Annotated in this window: 11 protein-coding genes; 2 read left to right on the top strand and 9 right to left on the bottom strand. The window is 31.1% G+C overall.

Annotated features, from left to right (window positions below):
* Nucleotides 1-30: 30 nt before the first annotated feature.
* The 7 genes from KQI41_RS03435 to KQI41_RS03405 all read right to left on the bottom strand — a co-directional run bounded on the left by KQI41_RS03435 (nt 31) and on the right by KQI41_RS03405 (nt 6,777).
* Nucleotides 31-1,161, bottom strand: a complete 1,131-nt coding sequence (locus KQI41_RS03435) for an ABC transporter substrate-binding protein (RefSeq protein ID WP_216584872.1) — start codon at nt 1,159-1,161, stop codon at nt 31-33.
* Nucleotides 1,158-1,958, bottom strand: a complete 801-nt coding sequence (locus tag KQI41_RS03430; protein WP_154439504.1) for an ABC transporter ATP-binding protein — start codon at nt 1,956-1,958, stop codon at nt 1,158-1,160. The genes KQI41_RS03435 and KQI41_RS03430 overlap by 4 nt, the downstream gene beginning before the upstream one ends.
* 216 nt (nt 1,959-2,174) lie before the next feature.
* Entirely contained in the window at nt 2,175-2,882 is a 708-nt protein-coding gene (locus KQI41_RS03425; RefSeq protein ID WP_154439505.1) for an ABC transporter ATP-binding protein, read from the bottom strand.
* Complete coding sequence (locus KQI41_RS03420) at nt 2,882-3,649, bottom strand: ABC transporter ATP-binding protein (RefSeq protein ID WP_154439506.1); 768 nt, start codon at nt 3,647-3,649, stop codon at nt 2,882-2,884. Before KQI41_RS03420 ends, KQI41_RS03425 begins: the two co-directional genes overlap by 1 nt.
* Nucleotides 3,630-4,700 carry a branched-chain amino acid ABC transporter permease gene (locus KQI41_RS03415; protein ID WP_154439507.1) on the bottom strand — a complete coding sequence of 357 codons (1,071 nt, stop codon included), beginning with the start codon at nt 4,698-4,700 and terminating at the stop codon, nt 3,630-3,632. The genes KQI41_RS03420 and KQI41_RS03415 overlap by 20 nt, the downstream gene beginning before the upstream one ends.
* A 12-nt stretch (nt 4,701-4,712) precedes the next feature.
* The gene (locus tag KQI41_RS03410) at nt 4,713-5,585 is read right to left on the bottom strand and encodes a branched-chain amino acid ABC transporter permease (RefSeq protein WP_154439508.1); all 873 of its coding nucleotides are present in this window, start codon (nt 5,583-5,585) and stop codon (nt 4,713-4,715) included.
* 52 nt (nt 5,586-5,637) lie between these two features.
* Nucleotides 5,638-6,777, bottom strand: a complete 1,140-nt coding sequence (locus KQI41_RS03405; RefSeq protein ID WP_154439509.1) for an ABC transporter substrate-binding protein — start codon at nt 6,775-6,777, stop codon at nt 5,638-5,640.
* 236 nt (nt 6,778-7,013) lie between these two features.
* On the opposite strand from KQI41_RS03405, the gene KQI41_RS03400 reads away from it, so the two are divergent.
* Nucleotides 7,014-8,618 carry a transporter substrate-binding domain-containing protein gene (locus KQI41_RS03400; RefSeq protein WP_154439510.1) on the top strand — a complete coding sequence of 535 codons (1,605 nt, stop codon included), beginning with the start codon at nt 7,014-7,016 and terminating at the stop codon, nt 8,616-8,618.
* A complete protein-coding gene (locus tag KQI41_RS03395; RefSeq protein ID WP_216584871.1) occupies nt 8,611-9,966 on the top strand; it encodes a sigma-54-dependent transcriptional regulator in 1,356 nt (451 codons plus the stop codon). Before KQI41_RS03400 ends, KQI41_RS03395 begins: the two co-directional genes overlap by 8 nt.
* A gap of 26 nt (nt 9,967-9,992) precedes the next feature.
* Here the strand turns inward: KQI41_RS03395 and KQI41_RS03390 are convergent, their stop codons facing one another.
* A complete protein-coding gene (locus KQI41_RS03390) occupies nt 9,993-10,559 on the bottom strand; it encodes a nucleotidyltransferase family protein (RefSeq protein ID WP_154439512.1) in 567 nt (188 codons plus the stop codon).
* Nucleotides 10,560-10,571: 12 nt separating this feature from the next.
* The gene (locus tag KQI41_RS19245; protein ID WP_154439513.1) at nt 10,572-12,149 is read right to left on the bottom strand and encodes a methyl-accepting chemotaxis protein; all 1,578 of its coding nucleotides are present in this window, start codon (nt 12,147-12,149) and stop codon (nt 10,572-10,574) included.
* Nucleotides 12,150-12,151 lie beyond the last annotated feature (2 nt).

Here is a 12,151-nt window from a genome sequence, read left to right as displayed (position 1 = left end):
GTAGTAAACATAATCCAAACCATTATACAACTAATCTAAACCTTCAGAATTATAGTTAGAAAATTTCTCTTGAAGTTCTTTATAAAAAGATTCATTTGGATTTTCTGATGTAAGTTCATCTAGAGCCTCTTTATATATCTTAACATTAATATGATCATTTACATCGATATCAGATGGGTCAATATATTTCATATCAATTAAACGATTCCACATATATCGAACGCCATCACTTTTAGGGTCTGTATCGAAAACTTGATTCGTTTCAAGAAGCATAGTTCTTGCATCTTTTTCATCAAGTTCAAGGTATTTCATATTTAATTGAACTGCATACTCTGGCTCTTCCCTTAATATCTTTTCAGCCCGTATATATGAACGTAAAAATGCTTTTACAGCATCCCTATTTTCATTAATCCACTCTGTATTAGCAACGGGTCTACAGCATACATGAACTGGATCCCAGAACTCATTACTCCAAGCAATAGTTTTAAGACCTGCTTCAAGTGATTGTAAATATGTTGAATTTGTTCCTATTCCTATATCTGCATTGCCAGATTTAACAGCTTCTAAAACTTCACTTGGTTTTTTAAATTCTAGTATGGTTACATCTTTTTCCAAATCATATCCTGCTTCCATCATAGCACCACGCCATACAATATCAGGAGTATACATCCTTGCAGTAGCTACTTTTTTCCCAACAAATGACTCTAATCCCTTATACTCTAAATCAGATACGGCATAAACAGGCATACCTCCAGATAAATATCCTCCAAAAATTGAAAAATCAGCACCATTTGTAACATAGGTAAGAGGTGCAGCAGTTCCAAAAGAAACAGCCACATCAATTTTCTTGGATTGTAAAGCTGTCAACGCATCTGTTGAATTAGAAAACGGAATAAGTTCAATTTCTATACCTTCTTCTGCAGCAATTCCTTTATCAATAGCAATAAATCCTAAAATATTTCCTGTTCCCGGATTATATGCAACATTTATTTTATGTAATTCTTTTTTGTCAGGTGTTTCTGGTGTCTCAGATGTTCCTGTGACCTGTTGTACGTCTTCTTTAACCATATTCTTTTCTTGATTTCCGCAACCACCCATAACTCCTGTTAACATTAATATAACAAGTATTAGTGTAATAACGCGGCTCTTTTTTTGTTTCATATTATAATCTCCTTTAAATTAATTTTTTCTTCAATATCTTTGTTTATGATATGAATAAGTTTGTTTCTTAAATCTAAAATTTCCTTATTATTAAATAAGGAATCACGGTCAACTTTTTCTTCATCTCCAAAAGAATGTGTATAAATGATTTTGCTAGGACTTGAACCAAAAACAAATATTTTTGTAGATAGAAGTAAAGCTTCATCAACATCATGGGTAACAAAAAAAATAGTCTTTCTATTTTCTTTATCCTTTCTCCAAAGATCTAATACCATGTCCTGTAACTTAGCCCGTGTAACAGCATCTAAAGCACCGAAAGGCTCGTCCATAAGTAAAATAGGAGGATCTAATGCAAAGGAGCGGCATATTGCAGAACGTTGACGCATACCTCCTGAAAGCTCATTTGGATATTTATCAAATGTAGCTTTATCTAATCCTACTCTTTCCAAATAATATAAAGCACGTTTTTTTAATTCCTTTTTACTCTCATTTTTAAATTTCTGCTGTAAAGAAAGTATAATATTCTTTCCCGTAGTTAGCCATGGAAATAAGCTATAATCTTGGAAAACCACGCCTCTATCAAGGCTAGCTCCTTTTAATTCATTATCTCCAACAAGAATATTGCCTGAATCTGGTTCTGATAATCCTGCCATCAATCTAAGAAAAGTGCTTTTGCCACAACCTGATTGACCTAGCAAACAAACAAAATCCCCAGAATCTATTTTCATACTTATATTTTCAAGAATAAGCTCCTTATCATATGAAAACATAATGTTTTTAACTGTAATGTCATGCATAATCACACCTCCTAAGGCATCTATACAGCATTCCAATAACTTTCTATATAATACTAATGTATTTATAATACTAAATCAAATTAAAAATAATTATAGCAATCATCATTTGCATAGATTATTTCTATAGCAAATTTAATATTATTAAGAAAACATTATATAAAATTACTTTAAATGAAAAAAACTACTGACCTTTCTAAAGTCAGCAGTTTCTTTATATTATGCTTCACCTAAATAAGCTTTTCTTACTCTGTCATCATGTAATAAATCCTTAGCATCTCCTGTAAATAGAATTTTTCCTGTTTCTATTACATATCCTCTATCTGCGGTTTGTAATGCAATATTGGCATTTTGCTCAACAAATAAGAATGTAAGACCTGTTTTTTGATTTATTTCTCTAATGGACTCAAATATTTCTTCAATAATTATTGGTGCTAGTCCCATGGAAGGTTCATCTAGCATTAGTAGTTCTGGATCTGATAGTAATGCTCTTCCAATTGCCAACATCTGCTGTTCTCCACCACTTAGAGTTCCACCATATTGTTTTGTTCTTTCTCTTAATCTAGGGAACATATTATATACAAATTCAAGGTCTTCCTTTATTTTATCCTTATCATTTCTTAAATAAGCACCCATTAAAAGGTTTTCTTCTACTGTTAGGGCAGTAAATATTCTTCTTCCTTCTGGTACATGAATAAGTTTTTTAGCAACTATTTTTTCTGCACTTAAATTACTTATTTCTTCATCTTTATATTTTATACTACCTTGGGATTTTATTAGGTTAGATATGGCTCTTAGGGTGCTGGTCTTTCCTGCACCATTACTTCCAATTAAAGTAATTATTTCTCCCTTTTTTATTTCAAAGTCTAATCCTTGTAAGGCATGTATTCCACCATAATATACGTTTAAATCTTCAACCTTTAACATTACTTAGCACCCCCCTTACCTAGGTAAGCTTCGATTACTCTATCATTACTTTGTATTTCATGTGGTAATCCTTCTGCTATTTTGTTTCCATATTCTAATACAGAAATCCTATCAGATATACCCATTACAAGTTTCATGTCATGCTCTATAACTAAAATAGTATTTCCCCTATCTCTAATTTTCTTTATAAGATTTGTCATTTCAACCTTTTCACCTGAGTTCATACCTGCTGCTGGTTCATCAAGTAAGATTAACTTAGGTTCTGTAGCCATTGCTCGGGCGACCTCTACTCTTCTTTGATAACCATAGGGAAGACTTACAGCTATTTCATCTTTCATATCAGTCAGCTCTAAGAATTCTAAAATATCCATTACTTTCTCTTCAACTTCTTTCTCTTCCTTTATAAGTTTAGGGGATTTCAATATGGTAGCCAATAGATTTGAAGATGTTCTACAATATTGACCTACCATTACATTTTCAAGAACTGTCATGGTACTAAACAACCTTATATTTTGAAAAGTTCTACCTATACCCATCTTTGTTATTTCATATGGTTTAGATTTCTTTACCTTTTCTCCTAAAAATGCAACTTCTCCTGCTGTTGGTTCATATATCCCAGTAATAGCATTGAAAAAAGTAGTTTTTCCCGCTCCATTTGGTCCTATTAAACTTACTATTTCACCTTTATCTATATGGAAATCTACATTATTTACAGCAGTTAATCCACCGAAACGCATTGTAATTCCTTTAGCTTCTAGAATTCTCATGCTTTGCACCTCCCTTTAGACTAGACATGCTGATCATTCCTTGAGGTCTTACTATCATCATCATTACTAAAAGTATTCCGTATATTGCATATCTATAAGTGGATATACCTCTAAGTGCCTCAGGTAATATTGTAAGTATAGTAGCACCTACAATGATTCCTGGAATACTTCCTACTCCTCCTAATACTACCATAGTAAGCATTACTACTGATTCCATATATGTGAAGTTATCTGGATTTACATAGTGGATAAATGAAGCAAATACTCCTCCTGCAAGTCCTGCTATTGCTGCTCCTAAAACAAATGCTAAGATTTTTAGGAATGTTGGGTTTATTCCCATAGCCTCAGCAGCTACTTCATCATCTTTTACTGCTACTAATCCTCTTCCAAGTCTTGAATTTAATAATCTATAGGATATAAATATAGTTAAAATTGCTAATACGTATAATATATAATAATATCCTGTATTGCTACTTATGGTATAACCAAATATCTTAGGTGATGGAATTCCTGGTATACCAGCTGGTCCCCTTGTAAAAGATGCCCAGTTAATTAAAACTAATCTTAAAATTTCACTAAATCCGATTGTTGTGATTGCTAAGTAGTCTCCTTTTAGTCTTAAAGTAGGAATTCCTAAGAGCAATCCAAATATTGCTGAAACTAAACCACTGCAAACTAATGCAATCCAAAATGGCACATTATAAGTTACTGTAAGAATAGCAGTAGTATAAGCTCCTACAGCATAAAATGCTGAATGTCCCATTGAAAGCTGACCTGCAAATCCTAAAACAAAGTTTAAGCTTAAAGCCAATACTATATATATAAGTACCAATACACTGGTTCTTAGTGCATAGGTATTGTTGGCTAAAATTAAAGGTAATAATGCCCCTAATACTAAAAATCCTAAACCTGCAAATTTTCTATTCTTATTATTTAAGTTCATAAATTTCTTTGTACCTAAGTCAAATATTTTTGAAAGTATAATTATACCTAGATACAATATTCCTGAATATAATATTAAATTTAATAAAACCTTTGAAATATTACCCATTCTTTCCACCTCCTATACCTTTTCTTTAATGCCCTTACCTAATAGTCCTTCAGGTTTTAGAATAAGGATGATTATTAGAATTATAAAAGCTATTGCATCTCTATATCCAGAGGATATATATCCTGCACCTAAACTTTCTGATACTCCCATTATAATACCTCCAAGCATTGCACCTGGAATACTACCTATACCACCTATTACTGCTGCAATAAATGCCTTTAATCCTGGTACATATCCCATCATAGGATAAGCTGCCTTATAGTATATTGCAACTAAAGTACCTGCTGCTGCTCCAAGGGCTGAACCAAGTCCAAATGTAAAGTATACTATTTTATTTGTATTAATTCCCATAAGTCGTGAAACATCCATATCTTGAGATACACATCTCATGGCACGTCCAATTCTTGTATATTGTACTATATAAGTCAGGATTGCAACTAAAACAATTGTTGTACCTAAAATTATTAACTGAATAGTATTAACTCTTATTCCTAAAAAACTAAACACCTTATTATTAATTACAGTTGGAAATGATTGAGTCTCTGGACCCCATATAAGCATGGCAAAGTTCTCCAAAAATATTCCCATTCCTACTGCAGATAAAAATAGATTTATCTTAGGTGCCTTAAATACAGGACTATAAGCAAATTTTGCTATGGCTATACCAAATATAGATGCACCAGCCATTCCAAATAAGAAAGCAAGGGCTATTGGCATATTAAATAGTGTCAATCCTGTATATGTTAAGAAAGCACCAATCATATAAACATCACCATGAGCAAAGTTTATAAGTCTGATAATACCATAGACCATAGTAAATCCTATAGCAGTTAAGGCATAAATACTACCTAAAGCTATACCATTACTTAAATGCTCCATAAACATATTCTTTCACTCTCCTTTATGTCAAGGAAGCCCTAATGGGCCTCCTATGATTTTAATTTAATTGATCTTCTGATAAAACGATTTGTCCATCTTTAACTTCTAATATTAGAATACTTCTTGTTACATCATTATTTTCAAAAGATATTGGTCCTGCTACTCCAGGGAACTCCTTAACTTCTTGTAAATATTTAGTTATGCCATCTCTTGTTGCTCCATTTTGTTTCATACCTTCAAGAATAAGTTTTGCTGAGTCATAAGCTAATGCTGCATAGTTATCAGGTTCTTTATTATATTTAGTTCTAAATGATTCTACAAACTCCTTTGTTCCTGGGAACTCTACATCTTTGTGGAAGAAAGCTGCGAATCTTATTCCTTCAACTGCATCTCCACCCAGTTTAATTAATTCATCTGAACTAATTCCCTCTGTTCCTATCATTGGAACATTTAATCCTGCTGGTCCTGCCTGTTGTGCTATTAAAGCTGTTTCTACATAATATCCTGCAACAAACATTATATCTGGATTTTCACCTTTAATCTTTGTAAGCTGAGGGCTGAAATCCTTTGATTGTCCTTCAAAATATGTTTCTGATGCTACAACTTTTCCACCTAGGCTTTCAAACTCTTCTGTAAAGTCATTTTTAAGCCCTGTACCAAAGTCATTTGCTGTAAACAGTATTGCTGCACTTTTTTTACCTAATACATTGTAAGCATATTGTGCTAAGTTTTTAGCCTGTGTAGTATCTGTTAATGATATACGATATAAATGAGGTGTACTTCCGTCAGTTATTTGTTTATTAACTGAGTCTGTAATAACTGGTATACCAGCAGCTTCATAAATTCCTCTTGCTGCCAATGTACAAGAACTGTTCCAGTGACCAATTACTGCTAAAACTTTATTATCTCCTGCAAACTTTTGAGCTACGTTTGGTGCCTCTTTAGGATTTCCTGTATCATCACCAACAATTAATTTTACTTGTTTACCATCAATACCACCTGCTTTATTTACTTCATCTAGTGCTAGTTCTATTGCTTTAACTTTCATATCACCAAATTGAGCTGAGTCACCTGTCATAGGGTTGGCTGATGCTATATATAATTCTGTGGAACTGTTGCTTCCTCCACCTCCACCACTACATGCAGATAGTGAAATTACTAAAATCAACATAATTGCAATAAAAGCGTTTTTCTTCATTATAATCCTCCTTAATTTTTTAGAAATCTTTATCGATTCCATATTTTTTTATAACACTATATATAGCAAATCCTGTGCCAAGTTTTTATATGGGTGTTTTTTGTCGAAATATAGGATTTTACCATAGAATTCATAAAAGGTATGAAATAATAACCATGTAATTAATTCATACTATGAAATTTTTTCATATAGGAGTATAATAATATTGAATCTATTCTAATGAATCGAGGTGTAAAATGTACAAAAAAAAGATTTTAATTATATTAATAATCATATCTTCCATATTTACTATTGGATTTACTAACGATATACAGGATATTAAAATGGAACCTATTAAAATAGGTGGCGATAATAATTATCCCCCATATGAGTTTGTAGATAGTAATGAAAATTTTAGAGGATTTAATGTGGATATAATAAGAGCTGTGGCTATAGAGTTGGGTTTGGAAATTGAGTTAATACCTAATAGCTGGGAAAATACTATGGATGCTTTGAAAAATGGAGAAATCAACGCTATTCAAGGTATGACCATAACTCCGGAACGTAGTAGAATATACGATTTCACAGAGGAAATAGTTGTAAACTCCCAGAATATTTTTGTCACAAAGGATACTAGCTATATAACAGATATTAGAGATTTATATGGAAAAAAAGTGGCTATTCAGGCAAAAGATGTTACTAAGGAAATTATTAAATCCATACCTAATATAGATATTGTAGAAAAAGTAAACCAAATGGAAGCTTTAGAAGCTTTATTATCTGGAGAAGTGGATGCTTTTATAGGTAATAGGCTAACGGGAATCTTTTATGTACAAACTTTTGATTTAACAGAAACTGTTAAAATTGTAGGAGAGCCTATTTATACTACTAAATATAGTATAGCTGTTAAAAAAGGTGATGATGAACTTTTAAGCCTTCTAAATACTGGATTAAAAGCCATTAAAACTAACGGGACATATGACAAAATTTATCTCAAGTGGTTTGGTGAAGATATTTTTGATATAAATCAGAAATGGAAAAATCTTTTTTCCACTGCCTTAGTAGCCCTTTTATTTTCTAGTATGTTTATATATATAATATATTATTGGAATAGAAGTTTGAAGAAAGAAGTGGATATTAGAACTAAAGAGATAATTGCTTTGAATAATATTGCAATGCAAAATGATAAGATGCAGTCTTTGGGTAAATTATCTGCCAGTATTGCCCATGAACTTAGAAACCCTCTAACATCTATAAAGGCTTTTGTTGACTTAATCCCTTTGAAATATGAAGATGAAAGATTTAGAGATGAGTTAATAAAAGTAGTCCCAAATGAAATTAAAAGATTAGATGAGTTAGTTAGTTCTTTATTAGATTACTCAAAACCTAAAAGTCCAAAACCATCTAAAATAATACTTAAAGACATTTTATCTGAAACTTTAACATTACTAAAACAAAAAATTAGAGAAAAAAATATCGAAATTATTACTAAAGATACAGATATATATTTCTACGCAGATGCACCTCAAATGAAACAAATACTCATTAATATTATTCTTAACAGTATTGATGCCATAGAAGATAATGGTAAAATAGAAATATCGGGAGCTGTAGAAAACTCCAAAGCTGTTATAGATATTAAAGATAATGGCGTTGGAGTACCAAAGGAAATGTTAAATAAATTATTTGATCCTTTTATTACTTCTAAGAAAACTGGTTATGGTATAGGACTTTCGGTAACCCATAGACTAGTAAATCAAAACAATGGAGAAATAAAGTTAAATAGTGAGCTTAGTAAAGGAACTGAAGTTATTCTTTATATGCCCAGGATTCTAGAAATTGGAGATGATAAAAATGTATAATGTTTTAATTATAGACGATGAAGTTTCAATTCTTACTGCCTTAAGGTTTGCACTGGAAGATCATTTTAATGTATATACAACCACAGATGTACCAGAGGCTTTAGAAATTATTAACACTAAGGATATAGACTTAGTTTTACTTGATCAGTATTTAGGTGACTATAAGGGAATAGAGGTTTTAAATACTATTAAATCTCAAAATCATAGGGTTATTGTAATTGCTATGACTGCTTATGGCTCCATTGAAGATTCCATTGAAGCCATTCAAAGAGGTGCTTATTACTATATTACAAAACCTTTAGATATAAATGGCTTAATATCTTTAATAAATAAAGCTCTGGAATATCAATCTTTATCTGATGAGGTTCAAGATTTAACACGAAAAATTAAAGAAGATAAATTTGACCTTAAAATGGTATCTTCTAGCCATGCTATGAATGAAGTATTTAAAATGATTGATAGAATTAAAGATGTAGATATTAATGTTTTAATCTCTGGAGAATCTGGTACTGGCAAGGAACTTATTGCTAGAGCTATTCATGAAACCAGCAAACGAAAAAATCAAAATATGGAGATTATAAACTGTGCTGCTATTCCACATAATCTTTTGGAATCTGAATTATTTGGATATGAAAAAGGAGCTTTTACTGGGGCTAATAATAAATATAAGGGGAAATTTGAACTAGCTGATAAAGGGACTTTGTTTCTAGATGAAATTGGTGATATGGATTTACAGCTTCAAGCAAAACTATTAAGAGTTATTCAAGAAAAAACTATTACCCCTCTTGGAAGTGAAAAACCTGTACCAGTTGACTTTAGACTAGTAGCTGCTACTAATCTAAATTTAAGTGCTGAGGTGAAGAAAGGTAATTTTAGAGAAGACTTGTTTTTTAGACTAAATGTAGTAAATATTGAAACTCCTCCTCTAAGAAATAGAAGAGACGATATTCCAGCTCTAACAAAACATTTTATAAATAAGTATAGCAAAGCTTTTAATAAAGATGTAACTGGTATAAGCCGTACTGCCATAGAAGTGTTAGAAAATCATGACTATCCTGGAAACGTACGTGAACTTCAAAATATTATTGAAAGAGCAGTAGCCTTGACAGATAAAAGTATTATTCAAGTCCAAGACTTGCCAAATGAACTTATACCAAATACTCATCGTGTTTCTTTAAGTGAAAGTGTTCCTATTTATGTAGGAGACACCATAGAATCTGCAGAACAAAAACTTATTCTTGCCACATTGGAATATTGTGAGAATAATAAGAGGAAAACTGCCCAAATGCTAGGTATGAGTGAAAGGCATCTTTATAACAAATTGAATCAATATAATTTAAAAAATTGAGGAAATCACAGTGATCCCTCAATTTTTTATTTTTTAAATTTCCTTAAATCTTCTTCATCATCTATATCTATACCAAGTATTTCTTCTTCTATATCTACTTTTTTTACCTTGGACATATTTCTCTTCACAATATCTCTAGCACCTTTATCTCCTACTATCTGTAGCAGTTCTTCCCTATATATAGATGAAATAATCATTGGCATACCTCGATTTCCATTATAGTAGGGAACCAACATAGGTAGATTTGAACTTCTATATTGATAGATTAATTCATTTATTAATTCTGATGTAATAAAAGGCTGATCTCCTACAAAAAACATATACTCAGTATTTAAAGTATTTTTTACACCTAGTTTTAGTCCTTCTGACTGTCCTAAGTGAGCGTTCTCATTATAATATGTGTTTATATTATACTTTTCTCCTATTTTCTTTACTTCTTTTTTTCTATAGATTAAAATTATCTCATCTAAATCTGACTCTACGCAAGCTCTAATAACTCTCTCTACTATTTTTTCTCCCTCTATATCCATTAGAAGTTTATCTTTTTTCATTCTCCTTGAAAAGCCTGAGGCTAATATAATTCCTGTAATCATTTTTATCTCCTATTATATAGTCTTAATAAGGGAATCCAGTCCAAGACCTATTTCGTAAAGCTTTCCTTTTTCATCTGTCAGTGTTAAAAATTTAAACAATTTTCCATCTTCCACTCTTTTTTTTATTGGAGTTACCATATATTCCTTTTTGCCCTTCTTCAATTCATTAAAACTTGAATCTGCTTCATATAGATTTAAACCTAGAGCAGATTTTTCGTTAGTATATTCTACTACTCCATTGGAATTTGTAACATATACGGCATCTACTCCTATATCTTTAATTAATTGATTTATCATATTATCATTTATATCTGTATTATTTCTAAAATATTCCCTTACATCATAGGCTTGCTTTAACATCTTCTCTTCCATTACTTTACCTACTACGAATTGCTGCATATCGTAAACGTATGTTTTTATCTCTTCCACTACATTATTTAAATCCTTTGATCTATTATGTTGTGAAGTAGTCTCTTCTGTAGTCTGTACTATTTGAGCAGTTGTTTCTTCCGAAAACTCATGGATTCTAGTTACATTAGTGGCTATTTCTTCAATCATAGAATTATTTTCACCTGTTGATTTCTTTATGCCCTCTAAACTTTCTTTACCTAAGTTTAATGTTTCTACAATGGACATAATTTCTTTATTTGTCTTTTCTATTATCTCACAGTTTTCGCCCATATATTCCATTTCATTTTCCATAGATTTAGAAATAAATACTATATCATCCTTTAATCTGTTAATTACTTCCCCTATTTTTTTAGATACAGTTTCTGTTTCATTTGCCAGTTTTCCTACTTCATTGGCTACTACAGAAAATCCCTTGCCATTTTCTCCTGCTCTAGCTGCTTCTATAGAAGCATTTAATGAAAGCATCTTTGTTTGATTAGATATTTTATTTATTAAATCTACTAAATTTACTACTTCATCCAAATAGTTTCTTAGTTCTACTACCTTCTTTCCACTTTCCTCTACCATAGACTTAGAATTTATTATCCTATTTTCTATGGATGTTATTTCCTCGATTCCATCTTGAGCCGCAGTAATAGAATTTGATATAAATTGAATCTTATCTATTACATCCTTATCTATATTTTTCATAGACAAATGAACTTTCTCTACTAAATTATTGGTTTCATTAAGCATTTGACTTTGTTCTACTGCATTGGAATCCGCTACTTCCACTGAAGTGGCTATTAACTCCGCACTTCCTAAGGATTCCATGGCTAAAACAGTTAAATTTTCACATATATTAAATATTTCTGTTGAGATTTCTACTTGTGTTTTTAAATTATTCCTTACTTGTTTATATAAATCATGAATCTTTTCTCTAGCTTCTTCAGATATATTTGTCTTCTCTGTAAAATTAAAATCTAAATTATTTACATTAGACAAATGATTTATTATTTCTTTTAATCCACTATTACCTTTTACTTTTAATAGAGTTAATGATAAGCCTATTGAAAGTAATATAGTTAGTCCAATTTGTATGAATTGTCCTTTAAAATACAAAGTAGTTAAATAATTAATCCCCATAAATATAATTGACAAAATAAATAATTTAAAAAACTCCCTAGTTCTCTTTCCCACAA

Source organism: Tissierella pigra (assembly GCF_018917845.1).
Classification (GTDB): Bacteria; Bacillota; Clostridia; order Tissierellales; family Tissierellaceae; genus Tissierella; species Tissierella pigra.
The sequence above is the reverse complement of the archived record's forward strand: the minus strand, read 5'-3'. Positions and strand labels throughout refer to the sequence as shown.

What these genes read in the sequence shown, in the direction of transcription:
- KQI41_RS03405 (WP_154439509.1), bottom strand. Translation starts at nt 6,777, where the DNA reads ATGAAGAAAAACGCTTTTATTGCAATTATGTTGATTTTAGTAATTTCA.
- KQI41_RS03400 (WP_154439510.1), top strand. Translation starts at nt 7,014, where the DNA reads ATGTACAAAAAAAAGATTTTAATTATATTAATAATCATATCTTCCATA.
- KQI41_RS03420 (WP_154439506.1), bottom strand. Translation starts at nt 3,649, where the DNA reads ATGAGAATTCTAGAAGCTAAAGGAATTACAATGCGTTTCGGTGGATTA.
- KQI41_RS03395 (WP_216584871.1), top strand. Translation starts at nt 8,611, where the DNA reads ATGTATAATGTTTTAATTATAGACGATGAAGTTTCAATTCTTACTGCC.
- KQI41_RS03435 (WP_216584872.1), bottom strand. Translation starts at nt 1,161, where the DNA reads ATGAAACAAAAAAAGAGCCGCGTTATTACACTAATACTTGTTATATTA.
- KQI41_RS03425 (WP_154439505.1), bottom strand. Translation starts at nt 2,882, where the DNA reads ATGTTAAAGGTTGAAGATTTAAACGTATATTATGGTGGAATACATGCC.
- KQI41_RS03430 (WP_154439504.1), bottom strand. Translation starts at nt 1,958, where the DNA reads ATGCATGACATTACAGTTAAAAACATTATGTTTTCATATGATAAGGAG.
- KQI41_RS03410 (WP_154439508.1), bottom strand. Translation starts at nt 5,585, where the DNA reads ATGTTTATGGAGCATTTAAGTAATGGTATAGCTTTAGGTAGTATTTAT.
- KQI41_RS03390 (WP_154439512.1), bottom strand. Translation starts at nt 10,559, where the DNA reads ATGATTACAGGAATTATATTAGCCTCAGGCTTTTCAAGGAGAATGAAA.
- KQI41_RS03415 (WP_154439507.1), bottom strand. Translation starts at nt 4,700, where the DNA reads ATGGGTAATATTTCAAAGGTTTTATTAAATTTAATATTATATTCAGGA.